Origin of the sequence: Microcoleus sp. T2B6, from assembly GCF_036700475.1 — a bacterium.
Lineage (GTDB): Bacteria > Cyanobacteriota > Cyanobacteriia > Cyanobacteriales > Microcoleaceae > Microcoleus.
The window spans coordinates 65,798-85,907 of sequence record NZ_JAUBOZ010000002.1 but is presented as its reverse complement, the minus strand read 5'-3'; the positions used below and the strand labels follow the sequence as shown (position 1 = coordinate 85,907).

The following is a 20,110-nucleotide window of genomic DNA, read 5'->3' as shown; positions in this document are numbered from 1 at the left end:
AATTAAAAAAGCTAGCTTTTTTCAATTCTTAATTTTTAATCGGACTTGATGAGGTGTGAAGGTCTGAACGTGGCAGAATTTTTCTCAAATATCAAAGATACATTGAGCAAAGTCACTAACGCAATAAGCGGTAATTCCGATCGAGAACCGCCGAAGCCTGCGAAGGGCAATAAGCTCAACTCGCCGGAATCGGAGGCGGAATTTTATACAGGGACAACGGCCCAAAGATCGGAGTATGTGGTATCAGAAGATGCTGCACCTCTAGAAGAGTCTGAATTAGAATCAGAATATTTAGAATCAGAATATTTAGAACCAGAATACGCTCGATATCCAATAGTCAACCGCAGGTGGGAAGGGTTGAAGCGCTTAATCGCTTGGTTGGAAATTGAACCTCAAGTTACCAGCTTGCAAACCAAGGGAAAAGAATTGTTGCGGCCGGGATTAAGTTTGCTGGGAACTAAATCACCCAAAAAATCGGATAGTAGCCAATTGCGGGAAAATAGCGCACCGCAGAACACCGAACTGCAGAGACATACGGAACTACAGGAAATTAGCGCACCGCAGGAAAATAGCGCACCGCAGGAAAATCCTAAAAAACGGATCTCCCGTCGCCCTAGATTTTGGATAAGTTTAGGTGTGGCCAGTATAGGCGGGGGCGCTTTAATCTACGGTTTATGGATTTTGTACACCTTAGACAAAGGTTTGCCGGATGTTAACGATTTGTCGGCCTTTAACCGCGACGGGACACTGACAATTAAGGCGGCAGATAATACGATTTTGTTGCAGTCGGGGCCTGCAACTAGAGATAAACTGAAACTTCAAGAAATTCCCGAAATGTTGGTTAAAGCTTTTATTGCCATAGAAGACCGCCGTTTTTACCAACATCGCGGGGTGGATTATCAAGGTATTGTGCGATCGATTGTTTCTAATTTGATAGCAAGAGATTTAGTGCAGGGCGGCAGTACAATTACCCAACAATTGGCTCGCGTTGTTTTTCTCAATCAGGAAAGAAGTATTAGGCGGAAGGTTCGGGAAGCTCTTTTAGCTCAAAAAATAGAGCGGGAGTTGAGTAAAGACCAAGTTTTAGAAAGATATTTAAATCTGGTTTATTTGGGTTCGGATGCCTACGGAGTGGCAGATGCAGCTTGGGTTTTCTTTAGCAAAACAGTCGATAAATTAACTTTGGCCGAGATGGCAACTTTGGCGGGCTTGCCGCCGGCACCGAGCGAATATTCGCCTTTGGTTAATCCCGATATTGCTAAGAAACGCCGCAATCTGGTGCTGCAACAAATGCAGGAAGCAAAGGTAATTACAGAGGTTCAGGCGAAGGAGGCGATGGCGGAACAGATCGCCGTTAAACCAAGTCCGCCGAAGCGATTTAAAGTAGTCGCGCCTTATTTTGCTAGTTACATTCGGAAGGAATTGCCGCGCTATGTTTCTCAGGATGCTTTGGAAGCTGGCGGTTTGACTGTCGAGACGACGGTGGATTTGAAGTGGCAGAAAATAGCGGAAAAGGTGGTTAAAGATGCGATCGAAGTTGATGGCCGCCGTCAGGGTTTTGAACAGGCGGCTTTAGTTTCTATGGACACTAAGACTGGGGAAGTTAAGGCCCTGGTGGGCGGCGGAAATTATAAAGAAAGTCAGTTTAACCGTGCTACGCAGGCTTTGCGGCAGCCCGGATCGACGTTTAAAGGGTTGGTTTACGCAGCAGCGATGGCCGCTGGTTTTTCTCCCTATGACAGTTACGAAGACGAACCAATTATTATCGACGGCTATCAACCGAATAATTATGGCAAAAAATTTAGCGGTTGGCGATCGATCTCGGATGCTTTGACGAGTTCGGTGAATGTCGTAGCTGTGAAGGTGTTGATGGATGTGGGGTTTGAACCGGCGATAAAATTAGCCAACGATATGGGGATTAAGTCGAAATTGAGTCCGATTTATTCCTTGGCTTTGGGTTCTTCGGAGGTGAATTTGCTGGAGTTAACCAATGCTTACGGTACTTTAGCCGCGCAAGGGAATTTTATTGAAGCCCACGGAATTAAGCGGGTGATTAATCAGCGGGGAGATGTGATTTATCAGGCGAATTTTAAACCGAAGCGGGTTTTGGATAAGGATAGTGCTGCGATTACTACTTGGATGTTGGAGGGTGTGGTGCAAGACGGTACGGGGGGGCCTGCGGCTTTAAACGATCGCGCTGTAGCCGGCAAAACCGGTACTTCGGAAAATGTCAGGGATTTGTGGTTTATTGGTTACATTCCACAGGTTGTGACTGGGGTTTGGCTAGGGAATGATGACAATTATCCCACTTGGGGAACTAGCGGTACGGCGGCCTATAATTGGCGCGATTTTATGAGTCAAGCTGTTAAGGGAATGCCGGTTGAGAAGTTTCCGAAGTTGCCGGAGTTAGAGGGCCGCAAACGCAGTATTAAGCCCAAACCGGTGGAGCCTAAGAGGATTATTCGGGGGATGATTGTGAATGAGGATGGTGCGATCGTACCTTACAATCCCAATCCTCAACCGAAGTATTACCCACCGCAAGAGCCTGCTTATCAAGAACCGGCTTATCAAGAGCCTGCTTATCAAGAGCCTGCTTATCAAGAGCCTGGATATTAAGCGGGTTTTACCAACAATTGCCATCCGTCACCCAACGGTAAATCACAATCTACAAATCTAATCTTGCTTTAGTTTCACCATAAAAAAGCCGTCCATTTGATTTCGGTGCGGCCACACTTTCACCCATCCTTCGGGTGAGGGCTGTACGGGTAAATCAATTGTTGGCGGTTCTATTTGCCAGTGAGGATTGTTGTCTAAGAACGATCGAATAACTGTTTCATTTTCCAAGGGATGAATTGTGCAAGTTGCATAAACTAATACGCCGCCGGACTTGACAAATGTCGCTGCATTTGCTAGCAATTCCGATTGCAGTTGAGATTGTTGTTGAATGTTTTCCGGCGTGTGATGCCAGCGGGCATCGGCGCGGCGGTGGAGGGTTCCGAGGCCAGAACAAGGTGCGTCTAGTAAAACTCTGTCTGCGAGGTTAACAAACTCTGGGAAATGGCGGCTGTCTCCGGTATGAATTTTAATGGATTTCATCTGGAGTCTGTCTGCATTTTCTTTAAGTTTTTTGAGTCTGCTGGCGGTTTTGTCGCAGGCATAAATTGTCCCTTCATCCTGCATTAATTCGGCGCTGTGGGTGGTTTTTCCCCCCGGCGCGGCGCAGGCGTCGATAATAGTTTCCCCTGGCTGGGGCGCTAGTAAATGGGTGACTAATTGAGCGCTACTGTCTTGGATTGTCCACCAACCTTCGCTGTATCCGGGGAGGTTTTGAATTGCGCCGATGCTGCCATTTAGTCTTAATGCTTGTGGCAAGTTGGGGATTCTGTTAGTTGAGATGTTGTGGGATTTGAAGGCAGCTTCGATTTGGGCGATCGAGCTTTTTAAGGGATTGATTCTCAGGTCAATCGTGGGGGATTGGTTGAACCATTCACAGAGTTGTTCGGTTTCGGCTTCGCCTATTTGTTCGATCCACAATTTTACCAGCCATTCGGGGAAGCTGTGCAGAATTCCTAGGCGTTCGACGGTTGATTTATAATTGGTAACTGTTAATGGGTTTAAGTTGTTATCTGTTAAACGGATGTATTGGCGCAACAAACCGTTGACAAAACTGCTGAGTCCTGAAAATCCGTTTTCTTTTGCTAGTTGAACGGTGGTGTTGACGGCGGCGGAGGGGGGAATCTGGTTGAGATATTCGAGTTGATATAAGCCTAAATGTAGGATGGTGCGGAGTTCGGGCGGTTGTTGGGAGGATTTCTTTGTGGCTAGTTTGTCGATGATGAAGTCGATCGATCGCATTCTCCTGACGCTACCGTAAACTAATTCTGTGACTAAACGCCGATCGAGGTCGTTGAGTTGAGAATTGCTGAAAGCGCGATCGAGTGTGGCATCTGCGAATGCACCTCGGCGGTGGACTTCGCGCAGTGCGAGAAAGGCTATTTGGCGGGGATTTTGCATAATTAAGATATGGGGGTCTAGAAACCGGGTTTTTTACGATTAGACGCTTTACAGCCCGCAGATTTGGTGAAAAACCCATTTTCCGATCGCCCGTGATTCGAGGACTATTATAATCTCAAATGTCCTCTGGATTTATGCCCATTTCTCGGAGTTTTTCTGAAAGGCGATCGGCTTTTTGCTGTACTAACTCTTTCTCATCTCGTTCTTGTTCCATTTGTTGCTGCGCTTGTTCCATTTGTCTTGACAACTCCACATAAGACAAAAACTTTAGTCCGTCAGGACGATAAATTTCCAAGTCTCCCGATGCAGTTTGAAAACGTGTCTGCAAACGCGGACTTACCCAACCCTCCATTAATTCAATATAGTTGAGTTTTCCATCAGAACGCAGCCAACCAATTAATTCATTATCCTCTGGACTGTAGACATAATATTCTTCGACTCCATAATCCTGGTAGAAATTAAACAGCTTAAACAGTGCTCCGATTCGATTTCCAGGCGAGAGGATTTCAAAGACAACTTGCGGGGCGATATTATCTTCAAGCCACTGTTGGTAGGAACCTCTGTAACCTTTCGGTCTGCCAAACACTACCATCGTATCAGGTGCTTGGCGAGTTTTGTTATCTCCTTCCACGGGATACCACAGCAAATCACCTGCTACAAAGACATTTTCGTTGTCTTTGTATAAGGCATCTATTCCGCCTTGAATGGTGACAATTAGTTCAAACTGTTTGGTATTGTCTGACATGGGTTTGCCGTCGCTGTCTGGGTAGATGATTTCTGCTGAGGTTTTAGTTGGAATTGTTGCGGTCATGGGGATGAGTCCTTTGCTAGTATCATCAATTTCTATTTTATACCTATTTTATAGGACTTACGCAGGGGGGCCAGAAACCGGGTTTTTCACGAAAAGACTTCGTTGCAATCGGCAGATTAGGTAAAAAACCCGGTTTCTTTGTCGGAGTGCGTAAGTCCTGTTTTACTTATTCTGGTTTGGTTGACACCAACGGTTCTAATAAATTGCGTTCTTCTATGGGAAGTTCTAGCAAAACTCGTCTATCGCCCTTTGTTTCCTTATAGCGGACAGCCGCATTCAGCAGGCGGATGGGAATTTGGAATTGTTCGTACTTGCTGGTTAGTTCTTGCCACAATTCTAACCAAGTGCGTGCGGCTTTGTCGCTTACCATTTCTGACATTAGCGCGGGGATGTTTCGCACAATTCCATTTCCTAAGATTGAGAGATATTCGTGTTTTTCGTAAACTGCGATTATGCTGGTGATGCGAGTTTGAGATATCGATGTATCGTGCGTGTTTGCGAACAGGTTACGGATAATTAACTCGGCATCATCTGGAGTAGCTTCATTGTCTGGTTCGAGTCGTTGGAATGCGTCGTCTAAGGCGGAGATGCCTTTATCCCAACGATTCAATCCGAGAATAGCAAGAGCACGATTGAAGAAGACAGGTGAATCTTGATAACCAAGTTCGAGCGCTCGATCGCCAGATATTAAAGCTTCTTCATAGCGGCCGAGATTATCCAGCACCAAGCCTCGGATAGCCCAAGCCCACTGATCGTTGGCGTCAAGTTCGATTGCTCGATCTAGGGATACTAAAGCTTCATCGTAGCGTTTGAGGTTGTTGAGTACATTGCCTCGGTTAGTCCAAGCTAACTTATCATTTCCATCAAGTTCGATCGCCCTATCAAAGGATTCTAAGGCTTCTTGATAGCGTTTGAGGTTGTCGAGTACATTGCCTCGGTTAGCCCAAGCCCACTGATAATTGGCGTCAAGTTCGATCGCCTTGTCAAAGGATTCTAAGGCTTCTTGATAGCGTTTGAGGTTGTCGAGTACAATGCCTCGGTTAACCCAAGCCGACTGATAATTCGGGTCAAGTTCGATCGCCTTATCGTAAGATACTAAGGCTTCTTCATGGCGTTCGAGGTTGTTGTTTAGAATATCGCCTCGCCTACTCCAAGCCGACTGATAATTCGGGTCAAGTTCGATCGCCTTGTCAAAGGATTCTAAGGCTTCTTGATAGCGTTTGAGGTTGTCAAGTACATCGCCTCGTAAAACCCAAATATGCTGATTATTGTCGTCAAGTTCGATCGCCTTATCAAAGGATTCTAAGGCTTCCTGATAGCGTTTGAGGTTGTCGAGTACAATGCCTCGGTTAACCCAAGCCCACTTATCATTTCCATCAAGTTCGATCGCCTTATCAAAAGATTCTAAGGATTCATCATAGCGTTGGAGCTTGTTGAGTACATTGCCTTGCATACGCCAAGCCCACTCATAATTGGCATCAAGCTCGATCGCCTTACCAAAGGATTCTAAAGCTTCATCATAGAGTTTGAGCTTGTTGAGTACATTTCCTCGGCCAACCCAAGCCCACTGATAATTGGCATCAAGTTCGAGCGCCCGATCTAAGGATGCTAAAGCTTCATCGTAGCGTTTGATGCTGTTGAGTACATTGCCTCGTATACCCCAAGCTAACTGAAAATTGGCATCAAGTTCGAGTGCCCGATCTAAGGATGCTAAAGCTTCATCGTAGCGTTTGAGGCTGTTAAGTACATCGCCTCGTAAAACCCAAAGATACTGATTATTGTCGTCTAGTACAATCGCCTTATCGAAAGATGCTAAAGCTTCTTCATAGCGTTTGAGGTCGTAAAGCGCATTGCCTCGTAAAACCCAAGCCGAGCGATCATTGTCGTCTAGTACAATCGCTCGCTCGAAAGATGCTAAAGCTTCATCGTAGCGTTTGAGGTTGTTGAGTAAACCACCTCGTATACGCCAAGCTAACTGAAAATTGGCATCAAGTTCGACGATCGCCTTATCAAAGGATTCTAACGCTTCTTCGTAGCGTTTGAGGTTGTTGAGTACATTGACTCGGATAGCCCAAACCCACGGATCATTGGCGTCCAGCTCGATCGCCCGATCGTAACATTCTAATGCTTCATCATAACGTTCGAGATTGTGCAAGCAACGTCCTTTTTCTAACCAATCCCGTGCCTTACCGCGAATTGCCACCAGTTTATTTGCTAGATTCAAAGCAGAAACATAATCTTTCTTCTCTTCGCAATTTTCAATTTCCCGCACGTAGGCTGCCACGCGAGAGTCTTCGCAATCATCTGTTTCCCTTGCCTGAAGCGCGCGCAGCAAATATTCTCGCTCAAGTAGCTCATTAGGTGGTAGTGTTTCCCAACTTATCTGATACTTCAAATGACTTTTTTCGGACCTATTATCAATTAGCTCTTTCCCGATCGCAGCAAATCCAACTCCCAAGCGATCCAATCGCTGTTTCAGCTCTTCTTGCGTGTACCACAAACGCAAAAAATCCACAATTAAACTAATCGGCTCGCCCCGATGCTTCTTCACATCCATGCAAAAGCGCATCAGCACTTCTTGAAGTTCATAATACGACTCGCGCCCGATCGACTCGCTCGTCACATAACCCATTCCCGACAGTTGTTTGAGTTGGCTGGATGCTGTCTGATGCGTCATAAAACAGCGTTGGGCAATCTCTTTAACCATCACAGCCCCGCGCCGAGCGCACAAAAATTCAACTATCTTTCTTTGCTGCGGCGAAAGCCACGCCATCCGCGCCTGATAGTAGGGCGTCAATTCATCTAGGGTTTGCAAAAACGGTTTTACCAGTCGATCGAGCGAGTCGCGGGTCAAAAATTCCGCAAAAATCATATAAACGCGGTGGTTGCCGCCAGCCAAGTGATGGATTGCTTCAATTCGAGAACGTCCCTTTGGCGTTTCTATGAATAACTCTAGTTCTTTGTTGTCCTCTAATTTAGCGATATTTTTCAATAAGCCGACAACTTGCTCTAAATTTAGCTTTTCTAAATAATGGAGATTGAAAAAGTTGTAGAAAGGCGCTTTTTTATTGTCAATTCCTTTGAATAAATGCTGAGATGTCGCGAAAATCGTACAGAAATGATAAGTTTCTAAATAGTCTCGGAATTGCTGCTGCCCGCTGTCGCCCAACCCTTCAAACAAGTCATCCAAATTTTCTACAAGTAAAAGCAGAGTGCGCTCGGCCGCAAAATCTTTCAGCAATTCTGCTGCTTTCTGTTGAGCGGTATCGGGTAATTCACCGTAAAGCGATTCTACTCGATCGAACAATTCAGCCTTGTATTCAGCCGGATATTCTGATTGGAGCGATCGCAAAATTCGCAGCAGCAAATCGAGAAACGACGTGACGCCCCACTCTTCCTCCCGCAACCAAGCAATCAGCACTTTTTCCCGCAAATCCGCCATTTTGGAAACGCGGTGATACATTAGCGAGACTAAGTGCGTCTTCCCAATACCTCGCATCCCAATCAATAGGTGATGCTGCTCGATCGGCTGGAGGATGCTCAACCGGATTGACTCGACTAGCTCGTTTGCCAAATCGTGACGCTGCACCAACATCTCCTCTAAATCTTCGTGCTTCATCAGACTGGGCGTGAAGCGAGAAACAAGTGTACCTTTCATACTGTCAACCCCCTGGATAGTAACTGGGAACGAGAAATTCTGGTTGATACGTTTTCCATGAACTGCTTGTTTTACAAGGGTTTTAAGGTTAGTACGTCTAATTTACCATATATTTAAAAAATGTACGTTATTTGTATTGTATATTTTTAAAAGCAGTGTTAGACTGCCCTTAACAAGCAAACAAGCGCCCCTAGCTGTAACTAGAGACGCTTTCGATCGCTTATCAGTTTTCGGGAGCCACTGGCTGCAACCAGTAGCACTCTCATGTTGTGTATGGTCTATATAGACCGAGGATTTCTCATGACTAATTATAACAGCGAACAGCTCAATCTGTTCACCCAGCCGATCGCAGTTTCGGTGGAAATGGGCTGCACTGTTGAACGTGCTGCCGAATTAGTAGATCGCTCAAGAAGCTCAATCTATGATCGGCTAAGGAAAAATAAACCGTATCTGCGGCAGGTTCCCACAGGTACGTGGCAAATTTACTCTACAGGCAAAAAAGATGGCTCAATTCTTGTGAATGTTGCCTTCATTTATTCTCCGAAAGATAAGAATTGGAGACTTGCTTGAACTCAAATCTCAAGGCTGCGTTATTCCAAAGCTTAACGCAGCCTTCTGCCTCTTCGGTTGCTGAGGAAAACAGCAAGCAGAGTCTCCAAATCTACGTCCCCAGGCAGAGCCCGGGAACAAGAAAAAATATAAAAAATATGCTTTAAGACTTGTTACAATACACAAAACTTCATACTTTCCCCAACTCTGGATGACCTTTTTCAACGCCTCCGAACCCGTACTCCGCAGCAAACAAGAACATCTCGATGTACAAGACCTCGAAGGCTTGTTGCGACTCCACTGGCAAATTGGAAATATTACTCTTTTCTCAGGATTTTATACCCGCATCGACCAAACTTTTCTGCTTTGGGGTTTGGTGACAGGGGGGATTTTTTTTACGGCTCAGTTTTTCCCCCTCAGTTGGAGCTTTCAGGCGATTCTGTGGTCAACTTTGACTCTAATTGGCACTGTGGCAATGGCGGTTTTGACTTTGTTTTGGGTAAGAGTCGAGCGTGTTAGCTGGATTCTTTACTCTTGGGCGATTTTGATGATAACTGGTTTGGTTCTGACGGATGGCAGTATTTTTGCCGGTTGGGGAGGTTTGTTGCTGCATCTGTGCGATTTGTGGTTGGGGTTGAGCGCGATCGGCTATTTGTTGACGGGACTCGGTTTGCGATCGCGCACTTTTCTCCTGATTGGACTAACTCATCTATTTAGTATCGGATTATTGCCCTTTGTCGCACCTTGGCAGTATTTGACAACGGGAATTGTTCTGGCAGGCAGTCTAATTTTGCTGTCAGAATGGCAGTGGGATATGCAATCGTCGATCGACAATACAATGCTTAGCGAAGAACAGAAACAATTTAACCGGATTCAACAGCAAATGCGGCAAATAACCGCCACACGAGGCAAATAGGTCAAAAATTCAACAAGTGCCTTTCCTTTCCCCCCTTAGCAAAAAGCGACTGCGGCAAAAATTGTAAAGAATTCTGTACAACAGCTAACAGTTTGCACAAATCGTACACAATAGAAAGATACAGCATCAATAAAAAACAAACTTTAGCCTGAACAGGAGTTTTGCTGTTTGACCTGTGAATCGCCAACCTAAGGAGAACGGTGTCCGGGAGGCGACTGGCGCACAAATGCTGTACTTGCGACGATAAAAGTTAATTCGGGTTGACCGTAGTTGTTGAAATCAAAATGTGGTGCAGGGTTTTTACCGTTTCCCGTGCTTTGCAGTCTTCTCGGAGAGGCTAAACCCTCTACCAGAACAGCCTGAGAAGATTGGCACAAAATTCGACAGTTGGTCAGGCGGATTTTTGAGTCAGCGTGTTTAATAAAATTGGGAAAATACTCGCTTAGAACCTGGCAGGACTTACGATTAAACAAGTCCTGCTTTAGGATGGGAAATTTAAATTATGTTTTACTCTGGCGTGCGTTTTCGCAATATTTCCCTTACTTCCATTAAAATCTGGCCCAACATATTTTTGCCGCTGCCATCTTTACCGCAACCCCAATAGTAATCAATAGGGGAATTTTCGACTATTTCCTCATCGCCAGTAGCGAGTAAAATTTCTCTAATTTCGGCATGAGTTTCAAATTTTCGGACTACGGCTTTTCTCATGATATCATCTTTTACTTTTTCCCAATCTTTGCGGAGGGGACGAGAGCGATCGCGCCCCATTTTTGCGGCATCTTTCGGCGTTTTTGCTTGGCGAATTTGGTCGCAATGAGCCGTTTTGGGAAACTTTTGTGCTTGAAAATAATGTTCGGTAGTTGCCCAATATTCTCCGTCTAACTCGAATCCATGACTGGAAAAATTAGAAAAACAGCCGTATTCGCTGCCAGTGGTGTAGAAGTAGATAGTCATAATATCGGCGATTTCAATTTCGTTAAGAATCTTGGTTTATCGTCAGCTTTACCTCTCTTGATTTTCCACTATCTTCAACCGGAAATCAATAGTTTCAAGATGGGAACCGATGTAAGACAGCAGGGCGTAAATGAATACGATCACCCCTACCATTTCCATAATTTCCTCAACAGAAGTCATCAAACCGTACATCAAGTTTCGCTGACCTACCGCATCTGCATAATAGCCAGTAACCATTTCCATGCCAAGTGCTCCACCGACATATATACTGCCTGCCAGTAAAAAACAATCCCTTGTTTTCCGGGGTAGGTGCAGGAGAAACTTGAGATAAGCCAGCCCAGTAACCACCACAAAAAGCGCCCCCGGAATTACCCAAATGAAGTAAAAAAATCCTCCTAAATGCAGTGCTTTTCCCAAATCGTTAATAATTAATATTTCGTGCAGACTCAAGATTTCATGTCAACAAAAAAATACAAACATGAACCCCAGCGCTTTCCATTGCCCAAAATAGCGATCGCCCTGCTTCTTCTTAGCCGTAGCAATAATACCTAGCCAAATCGCGCAAAACAGCAAAGTAAATGACGAGTACCACGAAGGATAATTTATTTATCTGTCTAATTTAAATCAACTAATCCAGCGTTCTTAATAGTTAAAAACGTAGCGCAGAACTTGTATGATGCAACCAGCAACAGCAAAGAAGAGAACCCAAATGCTGAGAGAGAAAGCAACTCTCTTCGGTGAAACAGAAATAAGGAATTTCCTCAACTTTTTGATAAACTAGAACAAGCAAAATCCAACTAAAAAGTAAAAAGTAAAAAATGCCAAAAGCGGCGCAATCCGCCCCCTCGGATTTTTATCTACAAAAAATCACCAATCACTGACAATGCACCTTCAAATTGAAACCTTCACTGTCCGCAAGCGGTTTGCCCTTACCATCAGCCGCGGTACAACAGCCCAAAGTACGAATTTATGGGTAAAATTAGCACACGAAGGCATCGAAGGCTGGGGAGAAGCTTCGCCGTTTTCCACAGGTTCTCGGCCCCAAACTACCGAAATTCTGCTAGCCGCATTGCAGGAAGTTGCACCGCGGCTAGAAAAGTTTACTCCGTTCGATCGCCAAAAAATCGAACAAGTATTAACAGAGGTCAACTTACCCTCAGCCGCCCGCGCCGGCATCGACATGGCAATGCACGACTGGCTGGGCAAAAAAGCAGGCTTGCCGCTGTGGAAAATGTGGGGATTAGATCGATCGCGCATCGTGCCCACCTCCGTCACAATCGGCATTAATTCGCCGAGGAGTGCAAGAGAAAGAGTGCGCGATTGGTTTGGTAAAGATGCCACAGATCCAGCAAGCATCAAATACCGCGCCGTTAAGGTTAAATTAGGAAATCCCGAAGGAATCGAAGCCGACAAAGCTATGTTAACAGCAGTGCTAGAGGAAGCACCAGTTAACATTCAAATCAGTGTAGATGCTAACGGCGGTTGGAGTTTAAAAGATGCAGCCCAGATGTGTCACTGGCTGGAAAAATACCAGATAAATTATGTCGAACAGCCGCTTTCACCCGTCGCCGATATGGATGATTTTTCAGAACTGTACCGTCAATCGCCGCTGCCAATTTTTGCTGATGAAAGTTGCTTTAATAGTTCCGATATACCCAAGTTAGCGCACTGCGTCCACGGCATCAATATCAAAATGATGAAGTCAGGCGGATTGACCGAAGCAATGCGGATGATTCACACGGCAAAAGCCTGCAATTTGCAAGTAATGTTCGGCTGCTATTCAGATAGCGCGATCGCAAATACAGCAGCAGCACAACTTTCACCACTAGCTGACTATTTGGATTTGGACAGTCACTTAAATTTATTAGACGATCCTTTCACCGGTGCGATCGTCGAAAATGGGTGTTTGCTGCCAAACGGGCGATCGGGATTGGGAGTGCGGCGAATTGACCTTGTAGAATAGAAGTATCGTTAAACAGTTGACAGTTGACAGTTGACAGTTGGCAGTTGACAGTTGACAGTTGACAGTTGACAGATAAAAATAAATCTGGAGATAGTATGATACCAGTAGAATCAATTGGACAGGGAATCGATCGAGAAGCCAAGCTTTTCTTTGAAGAACACCAGCCGCCGACTGATTTAATTTTTGATGATGGTGCAGAAATGGAAAGCAACCGCCACCGTATAGCAATGACCGTTTTAATCCGTTCCGTAGAACAAGGTTTAGCTAACCGGAACGATTTTTTTGTCGGTGGCAATATGTTTATTTATTACAGCGCTAAACAGATTCGGAATCAGGATTTCCGAGGCCCGGATTTTTTCGCTGTGTTGGGTGTTGACAGCAATACTTCCCGACAAGGCTGGGTAGTTTGGGAAGAAAACGGACGTTACCCGGATGTCATTGTGGAACTGCTGTCGCCGTCAACGGCAAATCAGGACACAGGCAAAAAAAAGGATATTTACGAGCAGGTTTTTAGAACTCCTGATTACTTTGTTTTCGATCCTTTCGAGCCGAATTCTTTGCAAGGATGGCGTTTAGATGTCACCCTGCGTTATCAGCCGTTAGTGCCCAACGAGCGGGGTTGGCTGTGGTGCGAAACCCTAGGTTTTTGGTTGGGCACTTGGGAAGGAATTGTCGATCGAGAAACAGCGACTTGGGTGCGTTTTTTCGATGAATCTGGCAATTTAGTTTTGTTGCCAGAGGAAGCCGCTCAACAGCAAGCCGAAGCCGCTCAACAGCAAGCGGAACAGGAACGCCAGCGAGCCTCGCGACTAGAGGCCAGATTGCGAGAATTGGGAGAAGATCCGAGTGATCTTACCCTGAACCCAAATCACAGCTAACACCTAATCGATTTTAGATTTTAGATTTTAGATTGAAGCTAAAATCTAAAATCCCCCTCTTGAAAGTGAATCAATGACTAAAAACTATCCGATCAAAAATGGTAAAGTTGCAATCCTGCTGCACGAGGGTATTCTTGGTTATTCCGGCAAAACAGGTTTAGCATTTTTGCGCTACAGCGAAGCACAAATTGTAGCAGTAATAGACCGCCAATGTGCAGGACAATCTTTGGCTGAATTAACGGGCATTCCTCAACAAGTACCGATAGTTGCGTCCGTTGCAGAAGCACTGAAATTTGCGCCGGATATTCTGCTAATTGGTATCGCTCCTTCCGGCGGTGTTTTGCCTGCAGAATGGCTGCCAGAAATTAATCAAGCGGTAGCAGCGGGTTTGTCAGTTGTCAATGGTTTGCACGCGAAACTTGCACCTTTGGTAACAGTTCCTTTAACCGAAAATCAATGGATTTGGGACGTGCGTCAGGAACCGAAATCTGTGGGTGCGATCGCCTCTGCTGCCGCAGCTAAATTAAGTTGTCGCCGCGTATTAACTGTCGGCACAGATATGAGCGTTGGCAAAATGTCAACCAGTCTGGAACTCAATCGCACTTGCTTGCGGCGGGGTTGGCGTTCCAAATTTTTAGCAACGGGACAAACTGGTTTAATGATTGGAAATGAAGGCCTTCCTTTGGATGCAGTGCGAGTTGATTTTGCGGCTGGTGCTGTCGAAGAAATGGTGATTAAATTGGGTTCTGAGTGCGATATTCTGCACGTAGAAGGGCAAGGTTCGCTATTGCATCCGGGTTCGACGGCGACTCTGCCGCTGCTGCGGGGTTCGCAGCCAACTCACTTAATTTTAGCGCACCGAGCCGGACAAACTAGCATTCGCAATCACCCGCACGTATCGATTCCCAGGTTATCAAAAGTGGTTGAATTGTACGAAATGTTAGCTGCTGCTGCGGGTGCTTTTGCAGGGGGAAAAGTGAGCGCGATCGCCCTCAACACTCATCACTTAAATGAGGCAAATGCGCTGTTAGCAATAGCTGAAGTTCAAGCAGAAACGGGATTGCCTTGTACCGATCCGGTAAGGTTTGGCGCGGAGGTTTTGTGGGAGGCGATCGACAGTTGATATGCTACAATTAACACCAACCAGCAAATAGCTACATAAAACTATGACACAAAGCATTCAAGCAAAAACACTGACACTGCTAGATGTCGAAACAAAATTTAATTTTCAACTTTGTGAAGATGAGCAATTCTTCCGGGAGTGGATTGACGATTTACCGGAAATTAGCGATGACAAAAAGCGAGCGCTCGACAACGTAAAAGCAGGTTATATCAACAGTGTCAAGTACGCGATGCTGGAAGATACCGTAAAAATGGTGGTACTGGCTCCCTTGCTATTTTTAGCAGATTTCTACTTGACTCCGTTTCATATAGAGGCAGAAAAATCAGTAGAACTGACTATTGAAGATGAAGATACAATTGTCAGGGGTAGCATCGATGTCCTGCTATTGCTGAAATCTTTTTGGGTAGTTGCGATCGAAGCCAAACGCTCTCAATATTCCGTTGAAGCTGGGCTTCCTCAGTTACTATTTTATATGCTGAATGACCCCAGCCCAGAACCAGTAACATTTGGGCTTCTGACAAATGGCAGCAGCTTTCGATTTATCAAAGTGACCAAACAAGGCACACCGCAGTATGCCGTGTCTAAACTTTTCGATATTGGGAGTCCAGGAAACGAACTTTACGAAGTCTTTCGCATTTTGAAGCAGCTAGCTGGTATAATTTCCAGTAACACCTCTTATACTTAAATACATAATATGGAACTAGATTCTGAAAGTAACAATAAATTCACTAAAGCTCACTTTGACTTTAACAATTTGCCCCAACTCACCAACCCTTGGCGACAGCTAAATCTACAAGGAGTAGCTTTAGGTTTGATTCGCTTGCCTGCTGGTGATGGCTACACATTTACTCACAGCCACGCAGAACAAGAAGAAGTTTATATTGTAGTTGAAGGCAAAGGCCTGATGGTTGTAGATGGGGAACTATTGACACTTGAGGGCGGCGATATTGTGAGAGTTTCTCCCGCAGCAAAGAGAGCATTAAAAGCTGCTGAAAATACAGCCTTGTTTGTTATCTGTACTGGAGGATTGGCTGCAGGTTATCCCAAGCAGCCCAACGCGCGCTATCTGATAGATGATGGAATTCCCGATTATGACGATGTTCCGCCTTGGTATAAGGGAAATCCAGAAATTGCCGAGAGAAATGTGCGGTTAAAAGAAAGGATGTTGAAAGCTCAATCCAAACGAGACAGTCAACAGGAATCACAATGAATGAAAGTTCTTTTTCGTTGCCGCCACAATGCGCCATCCGCCCGGCCTGTGCTCAAGACATCAAATCAATTAGAATGTTAGTGTGGAGCGCCAAACTCGATCCAACTCAGTTGCGCTGGCAGCAATTCTGGGTCATCGAATGCGAGGGAAAATTGGCAGCTTGCGGACAGTTGCGGAAATTTGCGGGGGCGCAAGAATTGGGCAGTTTGGTGGTGGCGAAAGATTGGCGCGATCGAGGTTTGGGAAGTTACCTCACAAAATATTTAATTCAACAAGCTACAGAACCGCTATATTTAGAATGTTTGGGAAAGCGACTCGCATCATTTTATACTCGCTTTGGCTTCGTAGAAGTTTCCGTACAAGAATTGCCGCAGTCGCTTAAATTTAAGTTTGGTTTGTCTCAATTAGCTAAAACTTTATTCAAAATTCCTGTAACAATTATGCAGTATCAAGCAGGTTCTCTATAATTATGACTTTTATGAATTTAAGATTCTGAATTTATGAATGGATTTTAAGTTCGACCTGTTCCATAATTGCGATTACAGGGTGCGATCGACCTGCATCGATCAAAAACTCCTACCGCCTCCTGATATCTGCGTAAGTCTCGATCGCCTATTTTCTATGCCTAAATAGGTAGGTACACCTCAATATCGCATGGGGAGGGTGGGTGAGTTGCCAAGTTTACTGGCTTATATCATAGATCCGCTTACGGGCCCCTAATGGCGCACAGGGTGTCAGAAACCGGGTTTTTAGGGGTTTGGTGCGTCAGTTACGGACTAGATATTTATGGATATTCCGGATTGGGCGATCGAGAATGCGTAAGTTCATAATTCACCGTTCGCGGTAGTCCAGTTGGCTAAATTGGCACAGCTACCAGCCTGATAGCTAGGCAGAAACCCTTGCAAAATCGTTGTTTGCAGGTTTGAAAGTGTCCTGTGCCAGTACCAGACTCGGAAAGTGGACTGGCGATCGCCCCAAAGATATTGGACTCCTGGCAAATTAGTAAGTGTAAAGCAAGTGAGTCACAACCCAATCAAAACATAAAACCCAAAAATAAAACATTTTCACAGCAGCAGTAATGCGGAATCAGCCAATCTCTAATGTAGCTAACAACATCTACCCTTAAGGTAAATCTCACCAACTGCTCAACCACTAAATCCTTAATTCAATACCTCGGAATTACTGGATTTAGACTCCCCGCAACCGCTTCTCAAATCCCCTCAACATTTCAAAAATTCTTTGCCTTTTATCCTGATAAAACCACGGAAGGCAAGAACAATGAAATATCAAGGCAATCAATCAATCTTAACCGAGGAAATGCAGCCTCTCAAATAGCATAAACCGACAATTACACATCCCCATATATTTTAACACAACAGGAGTAAATATCATGTTCAACGTAGTAAAAGCTTTCGGCTCGATTTTCTCTACCCAAGGATACAGCACAGCTAACAATATGCTTATCAAAAATTACGTCAACACCAATTTTAACTACTTCAACGAAGAAGCTGTCGTCGATGAATCGATTTACCCGAATCAAACAGGTCGCGTCCGCTTCCAAGGTAGCTGGTGGCCCGCACGGTGCGATCGCCAAATCACCCTCACACCGGGAGACACGGTTTATGTCATCGGCGTTGACAACATCACTCTGTTAGTTTCCCTCGCTCCCGCAGACTAAATCAGAGCATGAGAGACCTGGTAATCAATTTTAACCAGGAAATGCTACTTTTCAAAGAGCCTCAAATAAGCCATAAAACTTCGATATATATTAACACAAAAGGAGTCAACAAAATGTTTAACGTAGTAAAAGCTTTCGGTTCTATTTTTTCTCTTCACACCTACAGCACAGAAAAGAATATCTTAATGGATAACTACATCAACACCAATTTCCACTACTTCAACGAAGAAGCAGTCGTTGATGAATCGATTTACCCGAATCAAACAGGTCGCGTCCGCTTCCAAGGTAGCTGGTGGCCCGCACGGTGCGATGGCCAAATCACCCTCACACCGGGAGACACGGTTTATGTCATCGGCGTTGACAACATCACTCTGTTAGTTTCCCTCGCTCCCGCAAACTAAACTAGAAAGTAATCTCAACTTTTTCACTGTCAGAACCCCGACTTCTTAAATAAGTCGGGGCTCAGACTATTTTGTTTTTTAGTGGCAATTTGGCTTAAATATCCCCTTTATTTCTTAGCCCGCGGAGGCGGGCATTGTTTGTGTAGTAGCGGTTTCAACCGCCGAATTATAAAGGAGGTAAGCGGTTGTACACTAAAATACAATGGCATTTTTGAGAGCTTGTTTGTTGAGGCGATCGCGGAGTTGAGATTCGCTACTTTCTGGGGTGACTGCTGCTTTTTCTGATGCCTTAGCGATCGGCGGTAGTGGTTCGAGCAGTTTGGCTTGAGCTTGCTGAATTGAAGGGTAATTTTCCGCCCAGGATGAAATCGCTTCTGAAAGGACATCGATCTCATCGGATAAGGGTTCAATTAGCTGGGCTAGTTCGGTTAATTGTTCGGCCCCGAAGAGCGATCGCTGCTGAGTTAATAGTTCAATAAACGAGTCGATCTTTTGTTCGGGGAGTGACATCGATTCCCGTTGGATTTTGTTAATTGTTTGCCGAACAAATTCGAGAGACAAATCTAATAATTGGGCGATCGTCTCTAAATTTATCCCCAGCCCTATCGTGCGACGAATGGCTTCTAACTTCGCCTGCCTCTCACCTTGTTCGAGTCCTTCTTCTAAGCCTTCTTGCTTGACTTCCTGGTAAAATCGAGTTTGTCTGAGTTCGCTTAAATTCAACATGGCGGCAATTTCCTCGCGGCTTTTCTGGGGGAGTTTGTAGACGATAATTGTTTCGATGAGGTTAATTAAATCGCGTTGAACGGTGGGATCGGATATCTGTTGTTGGGCCATTGCGATCGACTGGCGTGCTTGTTCTGCTGCTGTCTCTGCTGGCTCGATTACCAGTTTAACAACTTTGACTCCCAGCGAGCGATCTGCTGCTTCTGGCAATTCATCGAGGTAAATCCGTTGGACGCGCTGACTGGTTAAGAGTTCCTGAAATTGCAGCATCTGTTCGTGTTCGATGCGACGATTGGGATAGATGACAACGACGCGCCAAGGATTGAGTGGTTTGTATTGTCGCAAATAGAGAAAGAGTTCGCCAAAGATGCGGTAGTACAAGTCGGCATCGGGTTGAAACTGAACTTCAGCCAAGTAAAATGGTTTTTCAGGTTCTTCGGTTTTGGGGAGAAATAACCCGTCGATGCGGAATGCGAGTTGTTTGATTTCGCGGGAGGTGAATTCATAGGCGGTGGCTTCGTCTGGGGAACGATCGATCAGTTCAAAGAAGAAGCTGGGAAATTCTTGAAACAGGCTGTAGAAAATGGTGTCTGTTTTCATGAGTTGTCGATGCGAATCGAAGATGGGTACTATACCATGCCAAGAGAGAACTATGACACAAGAACCGATTTTTGAAGAAAGCAGTGGCAACGTATTCGCTGACCTCGGTCTGAAGGATACAGATGAACTTTTTATTCGGGGAAAAATAGGGATTCAAGTAATCCGTATTATGAAACAACGCAATTTGAAACAGCGCGAAATTAGTCAAGTTATTGGCATTCCACAGCCAGAAGTATCTCATTTAATGAACGGAGAGTTTCAACGGTTCAGCGAAGGCAAACTACTGCTTTTCCTCAAGCGACTCGATACGGAAATTACCTGACATCTTCGCTCTCGTAATGGGGGAAATGAATCTGCTGAAATTGCGATCTCGCTATAGGAGTTTGGGGAACCGATCGCCCTGTTGAATTTTTTCACCAAGGCGATCGGGGACTTCTAGCTTTTATCTGTTTCACTCGGATCGTCTTTCTGTAATGCAGTCAGGACTTGAAAGCACAGCTTGAGCAGAAACAGCAGAAATCCTGCGTGGGGATTGAGGCAAGTGGCAACGCCAACCACTGCAAACTCGGTTACTTTGAGCCATTTTTTCTTATTTGAAATCTTCATGTTGGTCATCTTTGTTGAAACTC

The 20,110-nt window shown here is 45.1% G+C and carries 20 protein-coding genes; 12 read left to right on the top strand and 8 right to left on the bottom strand.

Features of this window, described 5'->3' with window-relative positions:
- The first annotated feature begins 48 nt into the window (after window positions 1-48).
- On the top strand, window positions 49-2,616 hold the full coding sequence (locus QUA00_RS01400; protein ID WP_333408507.1) for a penicillin-binding protein 1A: 2,568 nt from the start codon (window positions 49-51) through the stop codon (window positions 2,614-2,616).
- Between the two features lie 57 nt (window positions 2,617-2,673).
- On the opposite strand, the gene QUA00_RS01395 is transcribed toward QUA00_RS01400, so the two are convergent.
- The 3 genes from QUA00_RS01395 to QUA00_RS01385 form a co-directional block, all read right to left on the bottom strand.
- Complete coding sequence (locus QUA00_RS01395) at window positions 2,674-4,014, bottom strand: 16S rRNA (cytosine(967)-C(5))-methyltransferase (protein WP_333408455.1); 1,341 nt, start codon at window positions 4,012-4,014, stop codon at window positions 2,674-2,676.
- Window positions 4,015-4,129: 115 nt separating this feature from the next.
- Entirely contained in the window at window positions 4,130-4,825 is a 696-nt protein-coding gene (locus QUA00_RS01390; RefSeq protein ID WP_333408454.1) for a Uma2 family endonuclease, read from the bottom strand.
- A 166-nt stretch (window positions 4,826-4,991) separates the two neighbouring features.
- Complete coding sequence (locus QUA00_RS01385) at window positions 4,992-8,483, bottom strand: tetratricopeptide repeat protein (RefSeq protein WP_333408453.1); 3,492 nt, start codon at window positions 8,481-8,483, stop codon at window positions 4,992-4,994.
- 300 nt (window positions 8,484-8,783) lie between these two features.
- On the opposite strand from QUA00_RS01385, the gene QUA00_RS01380 reads away from it, so the two are divergent.
- A complete protein-coding gene (locus QUA00_RS01380) occupies window positions 8,784-9,053 on the top strand; it encodes a hypothetical protein (protein WP_333408452.1) in 270 nt (89 codons plus the stop codon).
- Between the two features lie 190 nt (window positions 9,054-9,243).
- On the top strand, window positions 9,244-9,948 hold the full coding sequence (locus QUA00_RS01375; RefSeq protein WP_333408451.1) for a hypothetical protein: 705 nt from the start codon (window positions 9,244-9,246) through the stop codon (window positions 9,946-9,948).
- A 188-nt stretch (window positions 9,949-10,136) separates the two neighbouring features.
- Here QUA00_RS01375 and QUA00_RS01370 read toward each other — a convergent pair whose 3' ends face one another.
- From QUA00_RS01370 to QUA00_RS01360, 3 genes are all read right to left on the bottom strand, one after another.
- Complete coding sequence (locus QUA00_RS01370; protein WP_333408450.1) at window positions 10,137-10,325, bottom strand: hypothetical protein; 189 nt, start codon at window positions 10,323-10,325, stop codon at window positions 10,137-10,139.
- A 130-nt stretch (window positions 10,326-10,455) separates the two neighbouring features.
- Window positions 10,456-10,902 carry an NADAR family protein gene (locus QUA00_RS01365; RefSeq protein ID WP_333408449.1) on the bottom strand — a complete coding sequence of 149 codons (447 nt, stop codon included), beginning with the start codon at window positions 10,900-10,902 and terminating at the stop codon, window positions 10,456-10,458.
- Window positions 10,903-10,950: 48 nt separating this feature from the next.
- Entirely contained in the window at window positions 10,951-11,352 is a 402-nt protein-coding gene (locus QUA00_RS01360) for a hypothetical protein (protein WP_333408448.1), read from the bottom strand.
- Window positions 11,353-11,785: 433 nt separating this feature from the next.
- Between QUA00_RS01360 and QUA00_RS01355 the strand changes: the two genes are divergently transcribed.
- The 8 genes from QUA00_RS01355 (at window position 11,786) to QUA00_RS01320 (ending at window position 18,155) form a co-directional block, all read left to right on the top strand.
- Window positions 11,786-12,865 (top strand): dipeptide epimerase, encoded by a 1,080-nt coding sequence (locus QUA00_RS01355; RefSeq protein ID WP_333408447.1) that lies wholly within the window; start codon window positions 11,786-11,788, stop codon window positions 12,863-12,865.
- 95 nt (window positions 12,866-12,960) lie between these two features.
- Complete coding sequence (locus QUA00_RS01350; RefSeq protein WP_333309128.1) at window positions 12,961-13,743, top strand: Uma2 family endonuclease; 783 nt, start codon at window positions 12,961-12,963, stop codon at window positions 13,741-13,743.
- A gap of 73 nt (window positions 13,744-13,816) precedes the next feature.
- Window positions 13,817-14,866: a DUF1611 domain-containing protein gene (locus QUA00_RS01345; protein ID WP_333138624.1), complete on the top strand. Its 1,050-nt coding sequence runs from the start codon at window positions 13,817-13,819 to the stop codon at window positions 14,864-14,866.
- A gap of 43 nt (window positions 14,867-14,909) precedes the next feature.
- Window positions 14,910-15,551, top strand: coding sequence for a type I restriction endonuclease (locus tag QUA00_RS01340; protein WP_333138622.1), 642 nt, complete (start codon window positions 14,910-14,912; stop codon window positions 15,549-15,551).
- 9 nt (window positions 15,552-15,560) lie between these two features.
- Window positions 15,561-16,076: a cupin domain-containing protein gene (locus QUA00_RS01335; protein WP_333138620.1), complete on the top strand. Its 516-nt coding sequence runs from the start codon at window positions 15,561-15,563 to the stop codon at window positions 16,074-16,076.
- Window positions 16,073-16,543, top strand: coding sequence for a GNAT family N-acetyltransferase (locus QUA00_RS01330; RefSeq protein WP_333408446.1), 471 nt, complete (start codon window positions 16,073-16,075; stop codon window positions 16,541-16,543). Before QUA00_RS01335 ends, QUA00_RS01330 begins: the two co-directional genes overlap by 4 nt.
- 923 nt (window positions 16,544-17,466) lie before the next feature.
- Window positions 17,467-17,754 carry an NfeD family protein gene (locus QUA00_RS01325; RefSeq protein ID WP_333101688.1) on the top strand — a complete coding sequence of 96 codons (288 nt, stop codon included), beginning with the start codon at window positions 17,467-17,469 and terminating at the stop codon, window positions 17,752-17,754.
- Window positions 17,755-17,867: 113 nt separating this feature from the next.
- A complete protein-coding gene (locus QUA00_RS01320) occupies window positions 17,868-18,155 on the top strand; it encodes an NfeD family protein (protein WP_333408445.1) in 288 nt (95 codons plus the stop codon).
- A gap of 192 nt (window positions 18,156-18,347) precedes the next feature.
- Here QUA00_RS01320 and QUA00_RS01315 read toward each other — a convergent pair whose 3' ends face one another.
- Window positions 18,348-19,481, bottom strand: a complete 1,134-nt coding sequence (locus QUA00_RS01315; protein WP_333408444.1) for an Rpn family recombination-promoting nuclease/putative transposase — start codon at window positions 19,479-19,481, stop codon at window positions 18,348-18,350.
- A gap of 52 nt (window positions 19,482-19,533) precedes the next feature.
- Between QUA00_RS01315 and QUA00_RS01310 the strand changes: the two genes are divergently transcribed.
- Window positions 19,534-19,803 (top strand): XRE family transcriptional regulator, encoded by a 270-nt coding sequence (locus QUA00_RS01310; RefSeq protein ID WP_333408443.1) that lies wholly within the window; start codon window positions 19,534-19,536, stop codon window positions 19,801-19,803.
- Window positions 19,804-19,916: 113 nt separating this feature from the next.
- On the opposite strand, the gene QUA00_RS01305 is transcribed toward QUA00_RS01310, so the two are convergent.
- Window positions 19,917-20,096, bottom strand: a complete 180-nt coding sequence (locus QUA00_RS01305; RefSeq protein WP_333408442.1) for a hypothetical protein — start codon at window positions 20,094-20,096, stop codon at window positions 19,917-19,919.
- Window positions 20,097-20,110 lie beyond the last annotated feature (14 nt).

Excerpts from the sequence above, each read along its gene's own strand:
- QUA00_RS01400 (WP_333408507.1), top strand. The coding sequence starts at position 49 with ATGAGGTGTGAAGGTCTGAACGTGGCAGAATTTTTCTCAAATATCAAA.
- QUA00_RS01395 (WP_333408455.1), bottom strand. The coding sequence starts at position 4,014 with ATGCAAAATCCCCGCCAAATAGCCTTTCTCGCACTGCGCGAAGTCCAC.
- QUA00_RS01390 (WP_333408454.1), bottom strand. The coding sequence starts at position 4,825 with ATGACCGCAACAATTCCAACTAAAACCTCAGCAGAAATCATCTACCCA.
- QUA00_RS01385 (WP_333408453.1), bottom strand. The coding sequence starts at position 8,483 with ATGAAAGGTACACTTGTTTCTCGCTTCACGCCCAGTCTGATGAAGCAC.
- QUA00_RS01380 (WP_333408452.1), top strand. The coding sequence starts at position 8,784 with ATGACTAATTATAACAGCGAACAGCTCAATCTGTTCACCCAGCCGATC.
- QUA00_RS01375 (WP_333408451.1), top strand. The coding sequence starts at position 9,244 with ATGACCTTTTTCAACGCCTCCGAACCCGTACTCCGCAGCAAACAAGAA.
- QUA00_RS01365 (WP_333408449.1), bottom strand. The coding sequence starts at position 10,902 with ATGACTATCTACTTCTACACCACTGGCAGCGAATACGGCTGTTTTTCT.
- QUA00_RS01355 (WP_333408447.1), top strand. The coding sequence starts at position 11,786 with ATGCACCTTCAAATTGAAACCTTCACTGTCCGCAAGCGGTTTGCCCTT.
- QUA00_RS01350 (WP_333309128.1), top strand. The coding sequence starts at position 12,961 with ATGATACCAGTAGAATCAATTGGACAGGGAATCGATCGAGAAGCCAAG.
- QUA00_RS01345 (WP_333138624.1), top strand. The coding sequence starts at position 13,817 with ATGACTAAAAACTATCCGATCAAAAATGGTAAAGTTGCAATCCTGCTG.
- QUA00_RS01340 (WP_333138622.1), top strand. The coding sequence starts at position 14,910 with ATGACACAAAGCATTCAAGCAAAAACACTGACACTGCTAGATGTCGAA.
- QUA00_RS01335 (WP_333138620.1), top strand. The coding sequence starts at position 15,561 with ATGGAACTAGATTCTGAAAGTAACAATAAATTCACTAAAGCTCACTTT.
- QUA00_RS01330 (WP_333408446.1), top strand. The coding sequence starts at position 16,073 with ATGAATGAAAGTTCTTTTTCGTTGCCGCCACAATGCGCCATCCGCCCG.
- QUA00_RS01325 (WP_333101688.1), top strand. The coding sequence starts at position 17,467 with ATGTTCAACGTAGTAAAAGCTTTCGGCTCGATTTTCTCTACCCAAGGA.
- QUA00_RS01320 (WP_333408445.1), top strand. The coding sequence starts at position 17,868 with ATGTTTAACGTAGTAAAAGCTTTCGGTTCTATTTTTTCTCTTCACACC.
- QUA00_RS01315 (WP_333408444.1), bottom strand. The coding sequence starts at position 19,481 with ATGAAAACAGACACCATTTTCTACAGCCTGTTTCAAGAATTTCCCAGC.
- QUA00_RS01310 (WP_333408443.1), top strand. The coding sequence starts at position 19,534 with ATGACACAAGAACCGATTTTTGAAGAAAGCAGTGGCAACGTATTCGCT.
- QUA00_RS01305 (WP_333408442.1), bottom strand. The coding sequence starts at position 20,096 with ATGACCAACATGAAGATTTCAAATAAGAAAAAATGGCTCAAAGTAACC.